Raw genomic sequence first — 21,986 nt, forward strand, 5'->3', positions numbered from 1 at the left:
TTCAATCTTTTTATAAGTCCAAAACTATTTATAAAAAAGCACTGAATACTAAAAACGGACCACTGAGCACTTTTTTATTATCTTTGACCTCTTTTAGAAAATTATATGATACAATCAATGACGGGTTTTGGTAAAGCGACTTTGCAATTACCAACCAAAAAAATCACGGTAGAAGTAAAATCTTTAAACAGTAAAGGTTTGGATTTGAATGTGAGAATGCCTTCGCTGTACCGCGAAATGGAATTGGGTTTACGCAACCAAATTGCACTAAAACTGGAAAGAGGAAAAGTAGATTTTTCTATTTTTATCGAAAGTACCGCGGAACAAACTTCTACGAAAGTGAACGTGCCAATTGTAAAAGCATATATCAATCAGTTAAGAGAAGTTTATGCTGATGCTGATGAAACTGAACTAATGAAAATGGCAGTTCGCATGCCGGACACCATGAAAATAGAACGCGATGAAATCGATGAAAACGACTGGGTACAAATCCAAACCGTTATCGAAGAAGCGTTGCAAAACATCTTGAACTTTAGAAAAGATGAAGGAATGTCACTTGAAAAAGAATTTCAATTGCGAATTGGCAATATTCGTCAATATATGACTGAAGCTTTAGCACTTGATCCAGAACGCGTTCAGGCTATAAAAGACCGTTTGCAAACTGCAATCTCAGAACTTAAAGTGAATGTAGATGAAAATCGTTTCGAGCAGGAATTAATTTATTACTTAGAGAAATTAGACATCACCGAAGAAAAAGTGCGTTTAACGAATCACCTGGATTATTTCCTAGAAACCATCAACGGAACCGAAGCTAACGGTAGAAAATTAGGTTTCATCACCCAAGAAATGGGACGTGAAATCAATACGATGGGCTCTAAATCCAATCACGCACAAATGCAAAAATTAGTCGTTCAGATGAAAGACGAATTGGAAAAAATAAAGGAGCAAGTATTAAACGTATTGTAATTATTAACCTGCAAAGTTATTTAACCTTGCAGGTTTATTAATTTTATAACATATCAACAAGGTTTTAGAAACCTTGCAGGAAAAGATAAACAGATACTGAAATAAATTCAGCATAAAATGAGCACAGGAGGAAAATTAATTGTTTTTTCGGCGCCTTCAGGGTCAGGGAAAACTACTATCGTTAGACATTTATTAAGTAAAGAAGATTTGAATCTTGAATTTTCTATTTCGGCAGCTTCCCGCGCACCAAGAGGCGAAGAAGTAAGTGGTAAAGACTATTATTTCATGTCTACCGAAGAATTTAAAAAACATATCAAAAACGAAGATTTCTTGGAATGGGAAGAAGTCTATCGCGATAATTTCTACGGAACCCTAAAAAGTGAAGTGGAACGTATTTGGGCCAAAGGAAAGAATGTGATTTTTGATATTGATGTATCTGGAGGATTGCGCATCAAACATAAATTCCCAAAAGAAACTTTAGCAGTTTTCGTGAAACCACCAAGCGTGGATGAACTAAAAAGACGATTAAAGGAACGCTCTACCGAAAGTGATGACAAAATCAACATGCGTATTGCAAAAGCTTCAGTTGAGTTGGCTACAGCGCCACAATTTGATGTGATTATTAAAAACTACGATTTGCCTATAGCTCTTGAAGAAGCATATCAATTGGTAAAGAATTTTGTTAAGGATTAAAAGATTGAAAAATTAAAGAATTGAAAAATTCAAAGTTATTTCTAATCTTTAAATCATTTAATTTTTAAATCTTTAAATTAATGAAAATAGGACTTTATTTCGGAACGTTTAATCCCATTCATGTTGGGCATCTTATTATTGCCAATCACATGGCGGAACATGCCGATTTAGATCAAATCTGGATGGTAGTTACGCCACACAACCCTTTGAAAAAAAAAAGCACTTTGCTCGATGATTACCACCGGTTGCAAATGGTGCATCTTGCCACCGAGGATTTTCCTAAAATAAAACCTTCGGATATTGAGTTTAAATTATCGCAACCTAATTATACGGTAAATACATTAGTCCATTTAGAAGAAAAATATCCAAATTATGAATTCTCCTTAATCATGGGCGAAGACAATTTAAAATCGTTGCACAAATGGAAAAACTACGAAGTGATTCTCGAAAACCATGATATTTATGTTTATCCTAGACTCGAGGCCAAAGGGCGAACAGGCGAAGCAATTTCAATTGAAACAGATAATATACTGTTTAAAGACCATCCAAAAATCCACATGATTGATGCTCCGGTTGTAGAAATATCGTCGACATTTATTCGGGAAAATATTAAAAAAGGAAAAAATGTGCAGCCTTTATTGCCTGCAAAAGTTTGGGAATACATTGATCACAATAATTTTTATAAGAAGTAATTATCCCAAAACCCTTTTCAATTCTACTTGAATATTTTCAAAAATCGTACTCAAATTATCGTTTTTACCAGATAATACAAACACTTCTGTACTTGGCATTTGCTTGCTGTTCCACAACAATTGGATTTTATTTTCTTCGATTAAATTTTTTGCATTTATATCCCAAACTACTCCTATTCCTGTATTTATCGAAATGATTTCGAGCATTTCATATTCGGATGGAATAATATAATTGGGAACCATCGACGGTCTTTTTTTATTAAAAACATGCAACCAAAACAACTTTATGTGCGGAATCTGCGCGTTGTGGCTGAACCATTTTTGGTCGTTTAACCAATTTTCGATAGCAGAGAAATCCTTTATTTTGATACTAGACTTCAACTCGGAAGCATCGATAGTATTGGAACCGACAATTACTTGTTTAATTTCCCCAACCTTTTTCTGAATCGTGTCAAACGTATCATATTGTTTGGTTACAATCGCAAAATCAAGTTTTTTAGAATCGACTAATTCAAAAAGTATGTCGTTTTCATGGAAGCTAAAATCGATAAAATCAAATTTGGAAACCAAAGCGCTTCCCAAACTTCGCATCAAATGCTTTGAGATTCCAATTGAAATTAATCGATTGGCATTAAAGGCTTTGGCACGAAAACCATTCTCCACGTTTTCCAGTCGGTCCAATGCTTCAATGATTAAATTATTGAGTAACTTAGCGTATTCCGTTGGTTCAACGCCTTTAGACTTTCGATTGAAAAGTTTATATCCTACATGCGCTTCCAACATTGATATTTGCTGACTAACAGCAGGTTGACTGATAAATAATTCTTTGGCAGCCAATGAAAAATTACCGTTTTTATAAACGGATTTAAAGGTTCGATACCATTCGAGATTAACCATGATATAAATATATTTATCACAAACATAATTTAAATTATTTTTACTAATAGCATATTCTCCGTAAATTTGTACAAACAAAATTAGAAATGAAGAAAATCGCATTATTTGCCATTATAGCATTAACCGCAAGTTGTATCACAGCAACTGCACAAAATAAAAAAGGTATGAAAAAAGTATTATTTGTTCTAACTAGTCATAGTGAATTAGGGAACACAGGAGAAAAAACAGGATTTTGGATTGAAGAATTTGCTGCTCCTTATTATGAGTTAGCAGATAAAGGAGTGATCATTGATATTGCATCGCCACAAGGAGGACAGCCACCAATAGACCCAAAAAGTTCAGATCCATCCTCGGCTACTGAAGACACTAAAAGATTTGACAAAGACACAGAATTACAAGCTAAACTTAGTAAAACACACAAACTAGCTGATGTTAAACAAGCTGATTATGATGCTGTTTTTTATCCTGGAGGTCATGGTCCATTATGGGATTTAACAACTGATGCATCTTCAAGTGCTTTAATTGAAGCTTTTTACACGAATAACAAACCTGTTGCTTTTGTATGTCATTCACCAGCAGTATTGAAAAACGTAAAAGTAAATGGGGAATTTTTAGTTAAAGGTAAAAAAGTAACTGGATTCTCTAATACCGAAGAAGAAGCGGTGGGATTGACCAATGTTGTTCCATTTTTACTAGAAGATGCGTTGCAGGCTAATGGTGCAACTTATTCAAAAATAGGAGATTGGCAGCCTTATGCAGTAGAAGATGGTTTATTGATTACAGGTCAAAATCCAGCTTCGTCTAAACTAGTTGCGGAAAAATTATTGAACCAATTGAATTCAAAAAAATAAGAAGATGTTAAATTTCGAATTATACAATCCTACCAATTTAGTTTTTGGAAAAGGGCAAATAGAAAAATTATCCACGCTAGTGCCTCAAGGAGCAAAAATACTTTTGGCGTATGGCGGTGGAAGTATTTTCAAAAATGGAATTCATGAGCAGGTTATCAACAATCTAAAAAGTTTTGAAATCGTAGAATTTGCAGGAATTGAACCAAATCCGCATTTTGAAACATTGATGAAAGCAGTTGCGATTATCAAGGAACATAATATTGATTTTATCCTTGCCGTTGGTGGAGGTTCTGTAATCGATGGAGTAAAATTCATTTCTGCAGCTGTAAACTTTGACGGAAACCCTATTGATATTCTTCAAAAACGAGTATTAACTAAAGATGTATCTAAAATTATTCCTTTTGGAACTATATTGACATTACCGGCAACAGGAAGTGAAATGAATTCTGGCGGAGTTGTCACTATTCAATCTACGCAAGAAAAATTATCCTTTGGTGGTAGCGCCTTGTTTCCAAAGTTTTCTATTTGCGATCCAACGGTAATTGAATCTTTGCCAAAAAGACAATTGCAAAACGGAGTTGTAGATGCCTACACCCATGTTTTAGAACAATATTTAACCTATCCGCACGAAGGATACCTTCAAGATAGAATTGCCGAAAGTATTTTACAAACCTTGATTCAAGTTGGCCCTGATGTTGTTGAAAATCCAAAAGATTATGCTTTAGCATCTAACTTTATGTGGAGTTGTACGATGGCGCTGAATGGCTTAATCCAGAAAGGAGTTCCTTCGGATTGGGCAACGCACATGATTGGACATGAATTAACTGCTTTATACGGAATTGATCATGCCAGAACTTTGGCTGTCGTAGGTCCAAATTTATACCGAGTGATGTTTGGAACCAAAAAAGGAAAATTGGCACAATACGGAAAACGTATTTTTAATTTAACTGGAACTGATGATGAAATTGCTAATGAAGCCATCAACAAAACAGTTGAATTTTTCCATACGATGGGAATGGACACTAAATTATCTGATTATACCAAAGATTTTGATAAAACGGCAGATTTTATAGTGGATCGTTTTAAAGAAAGAGGTTGGTTAGGTTTAGGAGAAAAACAAAATATTACTTTAGAAAAAGTAAAATCTATTGTTGAAATGAGTTATTAATTCAAATAACTAGATTACCGATTGAAGCATTTTAAATAAAAAGGCGTTCTCATTTTATATGGGAACGCCTTTTAAAATTCTAAACTATAACTAACTAATTCAATCCGCATTATTCTGTTAAATATTTAAACAATAAACAACAATAACGAAATAGTAATATTTATATTGTGTTAAAAAACAAAAAAATTAAAAAAATTTTTTGTCGCCCACAATTGCAGTATTTCCAAAACGTTTAAAATCAAAGTTCTTGTTCTAATTTTATTTGTATAATCAGTACTTTTTTAAGTACTTTTGATTAAATTCAATAAAAAATGGCTGAAAATATAAAATTCGCAGTAATAGGTGGTGGAAGTTGGGCGACAGCGATAGCAAAAATGTTATGCGTAAATCTTACCGAAATTTCATGGTACATGCGTAATGAAGCTGCTATAGAACACCTTAAAGCATACAAACACAATCCAAACTACTTGAGTTCAGTAGAATTCGACATCAATAAACTGAAACTGACCAGCGACATCAACGAAGCTGTTGCGTATGCAGATTACATCATTTTTGCTATTCCATCTGCTTTTTTAGATGGTGAATTAGACAAATTAACAGTTTCATTAAAAGATAAAATCATTTTTTCAGCAATTAAAGGAATTGTACCCGAAACAAGCTTAATTGTGGGCGAACATTTCCATGTAAAATATGACATTCCTTATTATAATATAGGTGTAATTACCGGTCCTTGCCATGCTGAAGAAGTTGCAATGGAACGCCTTTCTTACCTTACTATTGCATGCGGAGATCCTGACAAAGCTAAAACCGTAGCTAAAAATTTATCTGGAAATTATATCAAAACTAAAATTACAGACGACATTATAGGAACGGAATACGCAGCGATGCTAAAGAACATTTATGCAATTGCAGCGGGAATGGCTCATGGTCTTGGTTATGGCGATAATTTCCAGTCCGTATTGATGAGTAATGGGATTCGTGAGATGAAAAAATTCATCAAAAAAGTCCACAAAATGAAACGTAACATCAATGATTCTGCCTACTTAGGTGATTTATTGGTTACCGGTTATTCTATTTTCTCCAGAAATAGAATGTTTGGGAATATGATTGGCAAAGGCTACACCGTAAAATCAGCAATGATGGAAATGAGTATGGTTGCCGAAGGATATTATGCCGCAAAAAGCGCTTACAAACTTAATCAGGCGTATGGTGCCAAAACGCCAATTATAGATGCTGTTTACAGTATTTTATACGAAGGACAAGAAGCCAAAGCCGTGTTTAAAAAATTGACCGATAAACTGGATTAATTTAACTACCAGATTTAATAATCATAACACAATCACTTCATGAGCGAAAGATGGAAATACCAGATTAAAACTGGCGGAATTTGGGGTGTATTTATGACGGTTTTCAATGTGTTATTTGACATTAAAGAAATACCTTTTTCGGAACAGGTTGCTACGCCTAATTTTTATATTCGCGCAGCTGCTTATATCATTGTAGGCATATTTGTTTTAGGTTATTTTACCTGGAAATCAAAAGTTAAACAACAAAGCCGCTAAATCATTTTTATGAGTAAAAGATGGAAATATCAACTTAAATACGGATTAATTTGGGGACTACTAGTTTCTTTTATAACTGCTGCTTTTGATTTATACAGTATGACTTTTCAAGAGGTGTATTTATCTGAAAAAAACACAATCCGTACCGCATTATTCGTTCTGGCCGGAATATTTGTGGTAAGTTATTTTAGTTGGAAGAAGAAAATAAAGAGTGAAACTAATATGGACTTATCTCACGATAACGCCGTCAACAAATAAAATAGGTACTTCTTCAACTTCTGTTTCGTTGATGGAATTGGCTTTGAAAATAAACTTTTTATCGTATAATTTGTCTCCAATAAAGAAAGTTAGCATGAACTCATTGTTGAGTGCCAAAACACTTTTTTCAATCATTTCAATTTTGACTACTGAAACCGCTGGGACTTCGACAAAAGCGTGACGCAAAAGTGATGTTTTCTTCATTTCGCCATCAATAGTTCCAAAAGCTTTGGAAACTACCATAACACTTTCGATTAAGTAATCGCTATCATTTACTAAATAAGCATACCACACTTTTTCCATGAAATCGTCACTCCATTCTTGAACTACAGCAAGAAATACGTTTTCTACTTCGGGGATGATGATGTCTTTTTTCATATGTTAGTCTTAATGTCTAAGGTCGTAAAATCGTAAAGTCGAGGAAAATCTAAAACAGGTATTTCTTTCGACTTTACGACTTTATAACTTTTGACTAAATTGAGGATTTAAATTGCTCTAGGAAACGAACGTCATTTTCGTAGAACATACGGATATCGCCGATTTGATATAACAACATGGCAATTCTTTCGATTCCCATTCCAAATGCAAAACCGTTGTATTCATCAGGGTTGATGCCACAGTTTTTCAAAACGTTAGGATCTACCATTCCACATCCCATGATTTCTAACCAACCGGTTCCTTTGGTGATTCTATAATCGGTTTCTGTTTTAAGGCCCCAATAAATATCAACCTCAGCACTAGGCTCAGTAAACGGGAAATAGGATGGACGTAAACGGATTTTTGATTTTCCGAACATCTCTTTGGTGAAATATAAAAGCGTTTGTTTTAAGTCGGCAAAAGAAACGTCTTTGTCAATATATAATCCTTCCACTTGGTGAAAAATACAGTGTGAACGGGACGAAACTGCCTCATTACGAAAAACTCTTCCCGGAGAAATCGTACGAATAGGCGGTTTATTATTTTCCATGTAACGCACCTGAACGGATGATGTATGCGTACGCAACAAAATATCAGGATTTGTTTGAATGAAAAACGTGTCTTGCATGTCACGCGCCGGATGGTATTCCGGTAAGTTTAATGCAGTGAAATTATGCCAGTCATCTTCGATTTCCGGACCTTCAGAAACGTTAAAACCAATGTTTGAAAAGATATCAATAATTTGGTTTTTTACCAATGAAATAGGGTGGCGAGAACCAATAGTTATAGGTTCAGCCGAACGCGTCAAATCACCATAAAAACCTTTGATTTCTTCTTTACTTTCTAAAGCTTCCTGTATGGTTTTTACTTTGTCTTCGGCAGAAGTTTTAAGCAAATTGATTACCTGTCCGAATTCCTTTTTTTGGTCATTAGGAACGTTTTTAAATTCAGCAAAAAGGTCTTTTAAAAGTCCTTTGCTTCCCAGAAATTTAATTCGGAATGTTTCTAATTCTGCTGCGTTTTGCGTTGAGAAAGCTTGTGCTTCGCCAATATATTCTTTTATCTTATCTATCATTTTCATCCAATAATTGAGAGTGCAAATTTAGGGAATTTGTTCCAAGTATACTCTTTAAAGTTTAAAGTTTCCATTCTAAATTGTTAGATTACTTTTCACCGCTGTTCTGCTTCTATAATAAGCCATAAAAGTTCATTTAAGCTAGGTGTTTTTTACTGAACACTACTCTATCAGTTCTCTTTCCAGAAAATAATTTACAATAGCTTCTTTCATTAAAACCGACTGTTCTCCAGCTTTAAGCGGTGGTAATTCCTCTTTTACTTTGTAATGTGGCCAGCCTTCTTCATCAAAAAACTCAAATTCATAGAAACCATAAGGTTCTAATAACCTGCAAATCGCGATGTGCATCAGGTTTAATTTTTCGTCTTTTTTATATTCACTGTGTACTTTCCCAAGCTCTTGTACACCAATTAGATAAATAATAGCGTCGAGATCTAAATCCTCACCTTGAGAAAATTGATTGGAAAGTATATTTACAAGCTGTTCCCAGCGTTCTTTAAGTTGTGTGTCTCTTGACATATCTTTAATTATGAATTATAAATTATGAGTTATGAATCCATAATCTATAAAATTATTTTGCGCAAAGATAAGAACTTGAAAATTGGCAATGGTAAAGAACAATTCTTTTATATTTGCACTTTTATTTTTCTTAATTAAGTGTCATGGGATTTTTGGATATTATTTTGGGTGTATTACTCGCTTTTGCTTTGTATAAAGGCGTTAGAAATGGTCTTTTTGTAGAATTAGCTTCTTTGGTTTCGCTATTGGCAGGAATTTATTTTGCCATAAAATTTTCGTCATTTATCAAAGAAATCTTAGCTGGATTTGTCAAATGGAATCCCAATACAATTCAAGTAGTAGCCTTTGTATTGACATTTATCCTTGTAGTAATTGGAATATCACTTTTGGGGAAATTCCTCACCGGAATAGCTGATTTTGCCTTTTTAGGATGGTTGAATAAGATTGGTGGTGGCTTCTTTAGGGTCCTAAAAACAATTTTGATAATAGGAATTGTTTTCAAAGTTTTCGAAAAAATAAACTATCACAATTTTTTAGCCAAAAAAGAAACCTTAGACAAGTCCATTTTTTATAATCCAATCCAAAAAACAGCAGGATTCATGTATCCTTCGATAGAAAATTGGTATGATAAATTGAAGAAAAAGTAATCAGTATTAAATTAAAACTATTATTTTACTTCCTTAATCGCACTGCTTTCAATCCAGCCTTCAGTTCCATCTGTTAGTTGCACTTTTTTCCATTTTCCAATGATTTCCTCAACATACACTTTTGTTCCTTCGTGTAGCACAAATATTGGCTGACCGCCATTTCTGGGTTCGCTCTTTACATTGGCCATTTCCGCAAAAACAATAGCTGGTTTTTCAGTATCAAAATGACTTTTTTCAAAAATCGCTGACGAAACACTGATTAGAATTAGAAAAAAAAGCACAAACATTCCAAAAAAGAAAATCCTTTTTGATAGTGTAATTTGGGAAAAATAATACCCTACAAAAAACAACAGGAACGCCATTGCCAGTCCAATAGAAATCCATGCCCACGTATTGTAATGGTAGATTCCTGTAAAATCCCGAATCAGCTTTGCAAAACCTACTTTTGGGATTACTTTAATTTCATCGATAGTTCGTTTTTGAGCAAATTTCAAGTTGTTAATGGCATCGATATTATTTGGATTTAAAACTAATGCTTTTTCATAATTATAAATAGAAGGCGCTACTTTGTTCAACTTATAATACGTATTTCCTAAATTATAATACAATTCAGAAGAGTGTTTGCTTTCTGTCAAAACACTTTCATAAGCAGTAACCGCTTCCTTATATTTACCCTTTTGATAATATTTGTTTGCTTTTTCAAAGCCGTTTTGGGCAAAGAAAACTTGGGTTGTCAATACTAATATGTATAAAATATTTTTCATTGTAATGTTATAAGTTGTCGATAAACTATTCTTGTAAATCTACATGAGATTGCTTTGCCACGTGCCTCACAACTCCTTGAAATGACATTGGTGGTTAAGCTATCTGTTTTTCTAAATCTGAAATAATCACTACCGCTTTATCAAAATCCTTTTGTATAGTAACACTTGATGATGGTGCATATCGCGCGATTTCACAGTTTTCCGTAAGTGCAATAAAATCATTCACCGTTTCAGGATTCGCATTTCTTGACAACAACAATTCTTGAATATTATCCTTACTCATTTCTGAAGTTTCAATATGCAACTTGGCTTTCAAGAAATTATGCATTGCTTTCTCCAGCGCAATGTAAAACAGTTCTTTGTTGTTGATTTGTTTCTTGGCCTCTGATAAATATTTCTTCGCCAATCTATTATTCATTCGAATTCTGTTTCCGGTAATATCACCATCAATAGCTTCTTTTTTCTTTTTGAATAATACGATTAAAGGCAGCATTAAAAATGGGAAAAAGAACAATCCATAAAACAAATTAGACCCAAAGAAGTCTTTCTTATTCATCGTCAAAAGATTACTTTTTAACTGTATGAATTTGAACTGCTCTACTTTGTCTATTTTATTCTTGTTTGCACCAGAAGCTACGGTCGCATCAGTAGGCGAAGGACCATCGAGAACATTAATCATTATCTCTGGAGAACTTAGCGTTTTATACGTTCCTGAAACCAAATCAAAATACGTGAATTTTAATGGTTTTATAGGGTAATTCCCTTTATACTGCGGAACAATGGTATAACTATCTGAAATTTTTCCGGCCATTCCTGAAAGCGGCGTGTTGACCTGTTCAGCATGAACTGCATCATACATTTCCAAGGCATTTGGCGCTACCGGTTTTGGCAGACTGAATAATTTCAGATTCCCTTTTCCGGTTACACTAACTACTAAGTCCAGACTTTCTCCGTTTTTTAAATCGGTTTTCGTTGGTGTTACTTTGAAATCAAAATTTCCAACTGCGCCTGAAAAGTCGTCTGGTTTTCCTGCTTCGGGAAGTGGCTTAACATTTATGGTTTTCGCTCCTGCAGAAACTCTCTTGGTTCCTTCGGTGACAACCATTCGACCAAACATATCCCTACGATTAGACGGTAATTGAACATCAATATCTAATGACAACGGCTCTATAACCAGCTTTCCTGATTTTTGAGGATACAAAACTATTTTTTTAAGTACAATATAACGGTATTTCTCCCCTTTAAACATACCTTCTTCAGCAACAAACTGTTTTATATCAATATTTTGACTCCAAAAATCATTGTATTTTGGCTTATTGACTTCGTTCGAATTTGTGATTCCGATATTGTTAAAATACAACTTATAAACCACCGTGATGGGTTCGTTTATATAGGGATTTGTTTTAGAAATATCAGCAACTAAATAAAGATTACCATCTGCAGAAATTTGAGGGTCGTTAGGATCTCTAGGCTGTTCCGTTGCAGCGGTAACATTTATTTTTAAAGGTGATGTTTTATAAATTTGCCCGTTGTATTCGATTGCGGCTTGCTTGATAACCAATGTACCTTTTTGATTTGGTAAAAGAAAATAAGAATATATTTTCTCAAAAGAACTTCTTCCGTTCACCCAAGACTGACTCACTTGCTGGCTTGGACCAGCAATAATTCTAAATCCTTCAAAAGACGGTGGCACAAAATTATCCCCATCTACATTCATCATAAAATCGATACGAAGTCTCTCGTTTATACCTAGCGTCGCTTTACTCACTCTAGCCTCAAATTGCACTTGAGCACTAAGTAAATTGCACACCATTAAAACTAGTACTGCTATAAATCTTTTCATTTTCAAATTATCTAATTGAACTACCAATCTTTCTCCGTCTTAACTGGTTTTCCTTGTACTTTTTTGGCATTTACTTTATCCTGTACCTTCTTTTCTTCTTTATTCACTGCATTCAAAAGATTCTCTAAACGTTCTTTAGAAATTCCTCCTGGAGCTGGTTTTGGCTCTCCATTTTCATTCGGTTTAGGGTCTTTATTTTGTTTGTCTTTATCTCCCTTATCGTCTTTCTTATCTTTATCCTTATTGTCTTTTTTATCTTTTTCTCCGTCTTTCTTGTCGTCCTTCTTGTCTTTATCGCTCTTTTTGTCGTCTTTTTTATTATCGTCCTTTGGAGGATTTTCTTTCAGCATTTTTTTTGCCAAAGCATAATTATAACGTGTTTCTTCATCTTTCGGGTCGTTTCTCAAGGCATTTTTGTAAGCTTCAACCGCTTGCGTATAATCCTTTTCATTCATGAAAACATTTCCTAAATTATGAAAAGCACGGTGTTTCTGAGGTCTTGTTTTTGAATTCTTCAAGGCTTTAGCATACGCAAACTTGGCTTCCGAAGATTGTTTTTGCTTGTAAATACTATTTCCTAAATTGAAAGGCGCGGTTGCTTTATTTGGAAATTTTGAATCCGAAATCCTATAATTAGCTTCGGCATCTACAAATTTATTTTCAGCATATTCCTCGTTCGCTTTAGGCAATATTCTATCTTTCTGTTGTGCATTTGCAACAAAAGAAAAAAGCAATAACAGGTATAAAATTATGTTTTTCATTGTATTTTAAATGTAAGTGTCAAAGTATACTTAGTTTTTTTTGCTCCAATAATGGAATGCAACCCGATACTTTAACCTTTTTTATTCTCGTTAAATAAATTCAATTTGTTTACCCAACTTGTTTTTCTTTCCAAAAGGAAAATATCCAGAAATAAGAAAACAAAAGCAAAACCTAAAAACCATTGAAATTGAGATTGAAAATCAGCCATTTCTGTTGCTTCAAATTCTGTTTTTTGAATATTATTCAATGCATTCTTAATATATTCGAGCACTTCTTTAGTGTTGTTTCCGTTTACATAACCGCCTTTAGTCGCTTTAGCAATCGCCGTTAAACTTTCTGGAACCAGTTTCGTTATAACTACTTCATTATTGCCATCTCTTTTGAAACCTTCGACAATTCCATTTCTTTTCAATGGAATTGCACCTCCTTTTTCAGTTCCAACACCAATTGTAATGATTTTAATTCCAAGCTTATTGGCTTCTTCCGCCGCTTCTTCTGCACCTTCGTTATGGTCTTCACCATCAGAAATCATAATCAACAGCTTACTCGTTTTTTTATCATCAAAATAAGTTGACGATAATTTGATTGCCTCGTTGAATGACGTTCCTACGGAGGAAACCATATCTGTATTCATACTTTGCAAAAACATTTTTGCAACGCTATAATCCGTAGTAATAGGCAATACTGGGAAAGCGCTTCCTGCATACGCCACAATTCCTATTCTATCGCTCCCCAATTGATTGATAATTTGCGAAACAATTTGCTTGCTTTTGTCTAGACGATTTGGCGCTACATCTTCAGAAAGCATACTTTTGGATACATCCACTGCAAAAACAATGTCGATTCCTTCTCTCTTTACGGTTTCCATTTTGGTACCAATTTTTGGATTTACTAATCCAAGAATTAATCCGGTCAATGCCAAAAGCAATACTACTAATTTCAAAACTGGTTTAAAAACAGAACTTTCCGGGCTCAGTCTTTTTACCATTTCTAAATCGCCAAACTCGCGTTGTTTTTTTCTTTTCCAATATAAATTGAACAGAAAAACCAACACCACCAATGGCAGTATAAAGAGAAGATATAAATATTTTTTTTCGTCTAATTCCATTTTTTTACTTTTAGTCGCAGTTTTCAGTTACAGTTTTCAGTTTGCGACTGTCATTATATAAAGCTTTTAAAAACTGTATTTCGTAATCCTAATTCCAGCAACAATAAGAAACCGGCAAACCATACAAAAGACCTAAATTTCTCATCATAATCATAAAATTTTAATTCTTCAATTTCGGTAGTTTCTAATTTATTGATTGAAGCGTAAATCTCCGCTAGTTTGCTGTTACTCGTTGCTCTAAAATATTTTCCATCTGTCTTTTTAGCAATGCTCTTCATCAATTGCTCATCAATTTCCACTTTCATCATTTGGAATAAAAACTGCCCATTTGGCGCTACCGCATAAGGAAACATTGCCATTCCGTTTGTACCAATTCCTACTGTGTACACTTTAATTCCGTATTGTTTGGCAATATCAGATGCAGTTTCCGGCTCGATAAATCCGGCATTATTAACCCCATCTGTCAAAAGAATAATCACCTTGCTTTTTGCCTGACTGTCTTTCAATCTATTCACAGCAGTTGCTAATCCCATTCCAATTCCTGTTCCGTCCTGTAAAACAGTATCATATTTAATGCTGTTGATAGCATTAAGAATAACGGCTTTATCACTAGTTACCGGTGTTTTTGTGTACGCTTCAGAGGCATATACCACAAGTCCTATCCTGTCATTTGGTCTTTCATCAACAAAATCAGCCGCTACTCTTTTCAGTGCTTCCATTCTATTTGGTTTCAAATCTTTGGCCAGCATACTTCCGGAAACGTCAATTGCCATAACAATATCAATTCCTTTCGTCGTTTTAGTTTTATTACTCACATCGACCGTTCTTGGCCTTGCCATTGCTACAATCAAAGAGCATAAAGCCATAATTCTAAATACATTCAACATCGGCTTTAGCTTTGTCAAATACGAGTTAGAACCTTTAAATCCTTGTAACGAACTTATTTTTAACGTGGCTGATTGATGGTTCTTTTTCCGCAACAACCATACAATCGCTACTGGAATCAGCAGAAACAACCAAAAAAATTCTGGGTTTAAAAATGTTATTTTCTCCATTATTTACTTGCTTGTTTTAATTCGACAGAGTTCAAAACTCGTTCTGATATTTCGTTGCCATACTTATCTCCTTCTTCATGAAAAATTAAAATCTGTTGCAATCCGCCTTCTTGACTAAACAATATTGCCTCATAATACATTTTTGCAGTAGTCTTATTGTCACTATCAATTTGGGAGAACGTTCCATAGGCTTTCAATCCTTTGACTCCTTCATTAGTTTCAAAATCTTCTTGTTTTACAATCATGTTTTGAGCTCCTTGCGCTTCCAGTGATTGCAATGCACCATCCATTGATTTAGCCAAATCTATTTGGGTTTCTTGTTTGAATTTTAAAGTAGAAACCATAAGATAGAAAGGATCTAAGGCACTTCCATATGCAAAAGACTGCATTTCTTTAATCAAAGCCATTCCGTCTTTAGGAAGTGTTTTTGTCAAATCTACTCTCTTAAGCACTTTTGGTGTTTCTATGATAATTCCAGGATTTCCGTAATCACTTTTTACCCATTCTCCTTCCAATAATTCTTTGGTAGGATGACCAACGATATTGTCTTTCACATAACTAAATCCTTTGGTTACAATAAAAAAAGTAGTGGTCGCTGCCAATAAAAAAACAACTGAAGCTACGGCGGTTACGATGCGTTTGTTCCTTTGTTTGCGCAACTGAATTTGTATCTGTTTTTGTCTTTGCGCTTCATTCAACAACACATCTTCCTCAACTGGTACTTCTACAGGAATTGAATTGTCTAATGTCAGAATTGCTTTTTGAATCTTATTTCGGTCTTCTGTGATTTCAAAATCTAGTGGTTTTGACTTGGCAAATTTCACTAAATCGGCTTGTTTTAAAACACGCTCTAGATTTTCAATGATTTCCTGTGAAAGCGTCATTTTCTTTTTGACAGAAGCTGCTCTAAGACCCTGAATCAATTCTGAAGTCGTACTTTCCATTGCTGGAATTTCTATCGCTTCTTCAATATAGTTTCTAGCGATATCAGTCAACTCACTATAATACGCTTTTACTTCTCCTTTTTGCCAAAGTTCTTTTTTCTCTAAAGTATCCAACAAACTAGTCGCTTTCTCGATTGGCGTTTTATAAATTTCTTCTTGTAGTTTCTTTTCTTGGCGTTTTTTAATAAACCAATAAATAAACGCTCCAATACCCAGAATCAAAGCGACTATTAATAGGTATTTCCACCAGTCACCTATTGGGTTATCTGCTGGAGCAATATCCTTGATGTCGAACATTTTTTGTTTCAAAGTATCCACTTGAACATTCGCCACTTCAACCAAAAGCGAATCCGTCATAAACGGTTTGCTGTCGATAAAAATCTTGATACTTGGAACAACATATCTACCGGAATCAAATTGGGTTAAACCGTATTTTTTGATTAATTCATAACGACCATCCATTTTGACCGTATCAATAGGATACGACTGAATAACCTCTAAAGCTCCAAAGTTTTTTAGTTTTGGGAAAATGACTTTAGACGAAGTATCAACAGTAGTTTTTATAGACAGTTTAAATTCCGCACCAATTTTATTTTTAATCGTGTCAATACTTGTGACTACTTGCTTTTGTTGTGCAAAAACAGCCGTAGAAATCAGCAATAGTAGTAGGTATAATTGTTTTTTCATCTTTTATTATTGAACCCTTATCTCGATTTAAAGTAACTAAGCAATTTCGTCACATAACTTTCGTCAACTCTTGTGTTTACGACACCTGAACCTGATTTGCTGAATGTTTCTTTAAAATAGTTGACTTTATCGTGGTACTGTTTTTCATAATTCATTCGCACTGCTTTCGAACCGGTATTTATCAATTCGATTGCTCCGGTTTCGGCATCAAGCATAGAAACCATACCTAAGTCCGGCATTTTTTCTTCTCGAATATCGTACACGCGAATCCCAGTTATATCGTGTTTTTTAGAGGCTATTTTTAATGTTTGCTCGTAATCTTCCGACATGAAATCAGAAATTACAAACACAATCGCTTTCTTTTTTTGGGTTCCTGATAAAAATTTCAAGGCTTGAGCAACATCTGTTTTACGGCTTTTAGGCTGAAATTCTATCAATTCCCGAATGATTCGCAGTACGTGTGATCTTCCTTTTTTTGGCGGAATATACAATTCGATTTCATCCGAAAACAAAATTAAACCTATTTTATCATTGTTTTGAGTCGCCGAAAAAGCCATAGTTGCAGCAATTTCAGTCACGATATCCTTCTTGAATTGATTTTTTGAACCAAAACTTTCAGAACCTGAAATATCAACCATTAACATCATGGTCAATTCGCGTTCTTCCTCAAAAACCTTTACGTGCGCTTCGTTGTACCGTGCAGTTACATTCCAATCAATCGCACGAATATCGTCTCCGTACTGGTATTGACGCACTTCGCTGAACGTCATTCCACGCCCTTTGAAAGACGTATGATACTCTCCCGAAAAGATGTGATCGCTCAATCTTCGGGTTTTGATTTCTATTTTTCGTACTTTTTTTAAGAGGTCTTTTGTATCCATTTTTAATTTGTTTAAAGTTTAAAAGTTTAACGTTCCAAGTTTGGAATCCAACAACTTGAAACTTTAAACCTTAAACAAACTTTAAGGTACTTCTACTTCGTTTACAATTTTGTTAATGATATCTACTGAAGTAATGTTTTCAGCTTCGGCTTCGTAGGTAACTCCAATTCTATGACGCAACACATCATGAACTACCGCACGAACATCTTCTGGAATTACATAGCCGCGACGTTTGATAAAAGCGTAGCATTTTGCGGCATTCGCCAAATTGATACTTCCACGTGGCGACGCTCCAAAACTGATTAATGGTTTCAAATCAGCCAATTTATATTTCTCTGGATAACGCGTGGCAAAAATGATATCAAGTATGTATTTTTCTATTTTTTCATCCATGTAAACTTCACGAACTGCTTCTTGAGCGCGTAAAATTTGTTCCACTGAAACTACAGGATTTACTTTTTCATAACTTCCTTTCAGGTTTTGACGAATCACTAAACGCTCGTCTTCCATTTTTGGATAATCGATAACCGTTTTCAACATAAAACGATCGACTTGCGCTTCAGGTAACTGATAAGTACCTTCTTGCTCAATTGGATTTTGAGTAGCTAAAACTAAAAATGGTCTATCCAGTTTGAAAGTAGTATCGCCAATAGTCACTTGCTTTTCCTGCATGGCTTCCAGTAATGCCGATTGTACTTTGGCTGGGGCACGGTTAATCTCATCAGCAAGGACGAAATTAGCAAAAATTGGCCCTTTTTTTATCGAGAATTCATTTGACTTAATGTTGTAGATCATTGTTCCTACAACATCCGCTGGCAATAAATCTGGTGTAAATTGTATTCTGCTGAAAGATCCGTGTACAGCTTGCGAAAGAGTATTTATCGCTAATGTTTTTGCTAATCCGGGAACACCTTCCAATAAAATATGTCCTTGACCCAAAAGTCCAATTAACAAACGCTCCACCATGTGCTTTTGACCTACGATAACCTTGTTCATTTCCATTGTGAGAAGGTCTATAAAAGCACTCTCTCTTTCAATTTTTTCATTGATTGCCCTGATGTCTAAAGTCGCTGTATTTTCTTCCATTTTATTATTTTTAAAACCTTGAATTTAATGCCCTTGTTTTGATGGTGCAAATTGAATTTTTTTTTAGAAGTAAGATGTTAAAAAATGGTTAAAACTTCGACAAAAGCGCTAATTTTAAGGACTAATTATGATACAATTTTTATATTTTTAAGAACTTTGAAAAATATACTTTGAAATAGCAGAATTATGAATTTCAATAAAAAATAAAAACCATGAATAAAACAAAATTATCGCCTATTGTAGCGGGTGTCATGAATTGGGGGATATGGGATAAAAATCTCAATACCAAAGAAATGGAAAACATGATTAATGTATGCTTGGAAAACAAAATTACTACTTTCGATCATGCCGATATATATGGTGATTATACCACCGAATCTGATTTTGGAAAAGCCTTTGCCTCGAGTAAAATTGCCAGAGAAAAAATGCAATTAATATCCAAATGTGGTATCCAAATGGTCACGGAAAACCGCGTCAACACTATTAAACATTATGAATATTCAAAGGATTACATAATCTGGTCTGTTGAAAACTCCTTAAAAAATCTACACACCGATTATTTGGATGTTCTTTTACTACACAGACCCAGCCCATTAATGCAAGCCGATGAAATTGCCGAAGCGGTTTTGAAACTAAAATCAGATGGAAAAATTATTGATTTTGGACTTTCTAATTTCACTGCTACACAAACCGAATTGATTCGTCAAAAAACAGAAGTTTTGTACAATCAAGTACAATTTTCGGCCACTAATTTCGAGCCTATGATCGATGGAAGTTTTGATTATATGCAAGCGAACAACATTCGTCCGATGTCTTGGAATCCGCTGGGATCCGTTTTTAGAAAAGATATTCCACAAACCAGACGATTGAAAAAATTACTGGCGACCTTGGTTTCAAAATACCATTTTGGCTCTGATACGATTTTGCTTTCGTGGATTTTAAAACATCCGGCGCAAGTTATTCCTATTGCAGGAACGGTAAATGTAGCCCGAATTCAATCGTTGATGAAAGCTGTCGAATTAGAATTAGACAAAGAAGATTGGTTTGCCATTTGGACCGAAAGCATGGGGAATGATGTAGCCTAGGAATAGTGTTAAATACAGAAACTTTAGAATATAAAACAGAAAAAAAATCATGACTAAAACAGCGTTAGTGACCGGAGCAACCAGCGGAATTGGTAAAGCAACAGCACAAATATTAGCTAAAAACAACTATAAAATTATTCTTTGTGGACGCCGTGAGGACCGATTAATTGAACTAAAAAAAGAACTTTCAGTATTTACGGAAGTGCATACTTTATGCTTTGACGTTCGGGATAAAAAAGCGGTTTTTGAAAGTATCAATTCCATACCCGAAGCCTTTTCCACGATTGATGTTTTGATTAATAATGCCGGAAATGCCCATGGTTTAGATCCCATTCAAAACGGGGATTTAGACGATTGGGACGCCATGATTGACATCAATGTCAAAGGACTTTTATATGTTTCGAAAGCTGTAATACCACAAATGATTGAACAAAAATCAGGTCATATTATCAACATTGGTTCCATCGCCGGAAAAGAAGTATATCCAAACGGAAACGTATATTGTGCCTCCAAACATGCAGTTGACGCCTTGAACCAAGCCATGAGGATGGATTTGAATCCTTACGGAATTCGCGTGGGTGCAATTCATCCTGGTGCCGTAGAAACAGAATTCAGCGAAGTGCGTTTCAAAGGTGATGCAGACAGAGCCGCCAATGTTTACAAAGGTTTTGAACCATTACATCCAGAGGACATTGCTGATATTATTCACTTTGTAGTTTCCAGACCGTACCATGTAAATATTGCCGATTTGATGGTCTTGCCAACAGCACAAGCCGCAGCGACTATTTTAAAAAGAGATATTTAAATTGGATTTTTAGATTGTTGGATTTTTAGAAAGTTTAAGAATCCAACTGTCTAAAAAATATAATAATCAATAATGATGATCAACAAACGTATTCTCATCAAGAACCTGCTTGCTCACAATGATGAGAGTAGTTTTTATGATAAAAAGCGTCAGTTGAATTTACATACACGGGAAGGAAAAGCCAAGTTTTTAAAACACATTTGTGCACTGTCTAACTCGAATCCTACAAACAATTCCTATATCGTCGTGGGTGTTGAAGACCAGGACAATACTATCGTGGGCGATGATTTTTTTGACGACAGTCGGATTCAGAATTTAGTGAATGCCTATCTGGAGAATCCTCCGAAAATTCAGTACGAAAATGTGCCTTTCCCAAACTTGCCAAAAGATAAAGTTATCGGACTGGTAACGGTCAAGCCAAAAAGCAAAACTTCCCATTTCAAAAAAGGAATTCACACGATTCCTGCCAACAGTATTTTTATACGACGAGGCAGCAATACGATGCCGGTTGAAGGCGAAATTGAAAAAAATTACCAGAATACTGAAACCGTAATTGGCATCGAAAATAACTCCAGAAACAGCATCGAATACACACTCGATGGCGTGATTGATTTCATGAATTTTCGGCACAAGGATATGGCGCCTAAGTATAAAGTATTCAAAGAATTATTTGTGATATGCTGGGCAGGTATTGCCAAAAAATCTCGTGATAAAACGTATTTATCACGCGTAGATATCGAATTGATCAATGAACAAATCAAGCTGTTTTATTCGGCTCAAGATGTGGTCGAAATCACTTTTGATGAAGATACTTTTACCATTATAGAGTATGTTCCTTTAGGTTTGAATGATAAAACGAGCTACTATCCTTTAGAAAAACAAACGATTCATTTTCATGATAATGGCTATTACAAAATAGAAAGAGAGATGCTTTTTCAGCCACCGGAATTCAATAAAAAAATGTTATTTCATATTTACAATGCCAATATTGCTTTGCTAAACAAACTGCAAAAAGGACTTTCATTGTCCGAGCGGGAGCAAAAAGATTTAGAGAATTTACCTTCCACTTTTATGATTTGTTACCTCAACGGTTTTGAAGAAGCCAAGCAAAAACTGATTGATGCCAAAGTGCTTTTAAAACCTTTCATACCCATATATTTATCGTTTAAAGAAGCGTTGCGAATTTTGAGAAAAATGAAATATGATGTGCAGTAAGTACAC

At 34.7% G+C, this 21,986-nt stretch carries 24 protein-coding genes; 12 read left to right on the top strand and 12 right to left on the bottom strand.

Annotated elements, in window-relative coordinates; all coding sequences use genetic code 11:
- Window positions 1-105: 105 nt before the first annotated feature.
- From ACXX80_RS04625 to nadD, 3 genes are all read left to right on the top strand, one after another.
- Window positions 106-966, top strand: coding sequence for a YicC/YloC family endoribonuclease (locus tag ACXX80_RS04625; protein WP_132066362.1), 861 nt, complete (start codon window positions 106-108; stop codon window positions 964-966).
- Between the two features lie 117 nt (window positions 967-1,083).
- Window positions 1,084-1,659: a guanylate kinase gene (gmk, locus tag ACXX80_RS04630; RefSeq protein WP_458552213.1), complete on the top strand. Its 576-nt coding sequence runs from the start codon at window positions 1,084-1,086 to the stop codon at window positions 1,657-1,659.
- 80 nt (window positions 1,660-1,739) lie between these two features.
- Window positions 1,740-2,351, top strand: coding sequence for a nicotinate (nicotinamide) nucleotide adenylyltransferase (nadD, locus tag ACXX80_RS04635; protein ID WP_458552214.1), 612 nt, complete (start codon window positions 1,740-1,742; stop codon window positions 2,349-2,351).
- Here the strand turns inward: nadD and ACXX80_RS04640 are convergent, their stop codons facing one another.
- The gene (locus tag ACXX80_RS04640; RefSeq protein ID WP_458552215.1) at window positions 2,352-3,326 is read right to left on the bottom strand and encodes a LysR family transcriptional regulator; all 975 of its coding nucleotides are present in this window, start codon (window positions 3,324-3,326) and stop codon (window positions 2,352-2,354) included.
- 8 nt (window positions 3,327-3,334) lie between these two features.
- On the opposite strand from ACXX80_RS04640, the gene ACXX80_RS04645 reads away from it, so the two are divergent.
- The 5 genes from ACXX80_RS04645 to ACXX80_RS04665 all read left to right on the top strand — a co-directional run bounded on the left by ACXX80_RS04645 (window position 3,335) and on the right by ACXX80_RS04665 (window position 7,087).
- Window positions 3,335-4,099, top strand: coding sequence for a type 1 glutamine amidotransferase domain-containing protein (locus tag ACXX80_RS04645; RefSeq protein WP_458552216.1), 765 nt, complete (start codon window positions 3,335-3,337; stop codon window positions 4,097-4,099).
- Window positions 4,100-4,103: 4 nt separating this feature from the next.
- Window positions 4,104-5,267 (top strand): iron-containing alcohol dehydrogenase, encoded by a 1,164-nt coding sequence (locus ACXX80_RS04650; protein ID WP_458552217.1) that lies wholly within the window; start codon window positions 4,104-4,106, stop codon window positions 5,265-5,267.
- Between the two features lie 311 nt (window positions 5,268-5,578).
- Complete coding sequence (locus ACXX80_RS04655; RefSeq protein ID WP_458552218.1) at window positions 5,579-6,574, top strand: NAD(P)H-dependent glycerol-3-phosphate dehydrogenase; 996 nt, start codon at window positions 5,579-5,581, stop codon at window positions 6,572-6,574.
- A 39-nt stretch (window positions 6,575-6,613) separates the two neighbouring features.
- The gene (locus ACXX80_RS04660; RefSeq protein WP_315206073.1) at window positions 6,614-6,829 is read left to right on the top strand and encodes a hypothetical protein; all 216 of its coding nucleotides are present in this window, start codon (window positions 6,614-6,616) and stop codon (window positions 6,827-6,829) included.
- A 9-nt stretch (window positions 6,830-6,838) separates the two neighbouring features.
- Entirely contained in the window at window positions 6,839-7,087 is a 249-nt protein-coding gene (locus tag ACXX80_RS04665) for a hypothetical protein (protein WP_417980066.1), read from the top strand.
- Here the strand turns inward: ACXX80_RS04665 and ACXX80_RS04670 are convergent.
- The 3 genes from ACXX80_RS04670 to ACXX80_RS04680 form a co-directional block, all read right to left on the bottom strand.
- A complete protein-coding gene (locus tag ACXX80_RS04670) occupies window positions 7,058-7,465 on the bottom strand; it encodes a hypothetical protein (protein ID WP_417980067.1) in 408 nt (135 codons plus the stop codon). The genes ACXX80_RS04665 and ACXX80_RS04670 overlap by 30 nt on opposite strands.
- A 94-nt stretch (window positions 7,466-7,559) precedes the next feature.
- The gene (gene pheS, locus ACXX80_RS04675; RefSeq protein ID WP_099716240.1) at window positions 7,560-8,579 is read right to left on the bottom strand and encodes a phenylalanine--tRNA ligase subunit alpha; all 1,020 of its coding nucleotides are present in this window, start codon (window positions 8,577-8,579) and stop codon (window positions 7,560-7,562) included.
- A gap of 162 nt (window positions 8,580-8,741) precedes the next feature.
- Window positions 8,742-9,098: a hypothetical protein gene (locus tag ACXX80_RS04680; protein ID WP_099714087.1), complete on the bottom strand. Its 357-nt coding sequence runs from the start codon at window positions 9,096-9,098 to the stop codon at window positions 8,742-8,744.
- 143 nt (window positions 9,099-9,241) lie between these two features.
- Between ACXX80_RS04680 and ACXX80_RS04685 the strand changes: the two genes are divergently transcribed.
- A complete protein-coding gene (locus ACXX80_RS04685) occupies window positions 9,242-9,745 on the top strand; it encodes a CvpA family protein (RefSeq protein WP_458552219.1) in 504 nt (167 codons plus the stop codon).
- 20 nt (window positions 9,746-9,765) lie between these two features.
- Here the strand turns inward: ACXX80_RS04685 and ACXX80_RS04690 are convergent, their stop codons facing one another.
- The 8 genes from ACXX80_RS04690 to ACXX80_RS04725 form a co-directional block, all read right to left on the bottom strand.
- Window positions 9,766-10,509 carry a tetratricopeptide repeat protein gene (locus ACXX80_RS04690; RefSeq protein WP_458552220.1) on the bottom strand — a complete coding sequence of 248 codons (744 nt, stop codon included), beginning with the start codon at window positions 10,507-10,509 and terminating at the stop codon, window positions 9,766-9,768.
- Window positions 10,510-10,603: 94 nt separating this feature from the next.
- On the bottom strand, window positions 10,604-12,352 hold the full coding sequence (locus ACXX80_RS04695) for a BatD family protein (RefSeq protein WP_458552221.1): 1,749 nt from the start codon (window positions 12,350-12,352) through the stop codon (window positions 10,604-10,606).
- Between the two features lie 20 nt (window positions 12,353-12,372).
- Window positions 12,373-13,113, bottom strand: coding sequence for a tetratricopeptide repeat protein (locus ACXX80_RS04700; protein ID WP_458552222.1), 741 nt, complete (start codon window positions 13,111-13,113; stop codon window positions 12,373-12,375).
- Between the two features lie 71 nt (window positions 13,114-13,184).
- Window positions 13,185-14,222 (bottom strand): VWA domain-containing protein, encoded by a 1,038-nt coding sequence (locus ACXX80_RS04705; RefSeq protein ID WP_458552223.1) that lies wholly within the window; start codon window positions 14,220-14,222, stop codon window positions 13,185-13,187.
- A gap of 53 nt (window positions 14,223-14,275) precedes the next feature.
- A complete protein-coding gene (locus tag ACXX80_RS04710) occupies window positions 14,276-15,277 on the bottom strand; it encodes a vWA domain-containing protein (protein WP_458552224.1) in 1,002 nt (333 codons plus the stop codon).
- Complete coding sequence (locus ACXX80_RS04715) at window positions 15,277-16,908, bottom strand: hypothetical protein (protein ID WP_458552225.1); 1,632 nt, start codon at window positions 16,906-16,908, stop codon at window positions 15,277-15,279. Before ACXX80_RS04715 ends, ACXX80_RS04710 begins: the two co-directional genes overlap by 1 nt.
- A gap of 17 nt (window positions 16,909-16,925) precedes the next feature.
- A complete protein-coding gene (locus tag ACXX80_RS04720; RefSeq protein ID WP_458552226.1) occupies window positions 16,926-17,789 on the bottom strand; it encodes a DUF58 domain-containing protein in 864 nt (287 codons plus the stop codon).
- Window positions 17,790-17,870: 81 nt separating this feature from the next.
- Entirely contained in the window at window positions 17,871-18,875 is a 1,005-nt protein-coding gene (locus tag ACXX80_RS04725) for an AAA family ATPase (protein ID WP_282714165.1), read from the bottom strand.
- Window positions 18,876-19,087: 212 nt separating this feature from the next.
- Between ACXX80_RS04725 and ACXX80_RS04730 the strand changes: the two genes are divergently transcribed.
- The 3 genes from ACXX80_RS04730 (at window position 19,088) to ACXX80_RS04740 (ending at window position 21,980) form a co-directional block, all read left to right on the top strand.
- Complete coding sequence (locus tag ACXX80_RS04730) at window positions 19,088-19,960, top strand: aldo/keto reductase (protein WP_458552227.1); 873 nt, start codon at window positions 19,088-19,090, stop codon at window positions 19,958-19,960.
- A gap of 49 nt (window positions 19,961-20,009) precedes the next feature.
- Window positions 20,010-20,765: an SDR family NAD(P)-dependent oxidoreductase gene (locus ACXX80_RS04735; protein ID WP_458552228.1), complete on the top strand. Its 756-nt coding sequence runs from the start codon at window positions 20,010-20,012 to the stop codon at window positions 20,763-20,765.
- Window positions 20,766-20,840: 75 nt separating this feature from the next.
- Window positions 20,841-21,980 (top strand): ATP-binding protein, encoded by a 1,140-nt coding sequence (locus ACXX80_RS04740; RefSeq protein ID WP_458554073.1) that lies wholly within the window; start codon window positions 20,841-20,843, stop codon window positions 21,978-21,980.
- Window positions 21,981-21,986: the final 6 nt, after the last annotated feature.

The organism is Flavobacterium sp. GNP002 (assembly GCF_054343795.1).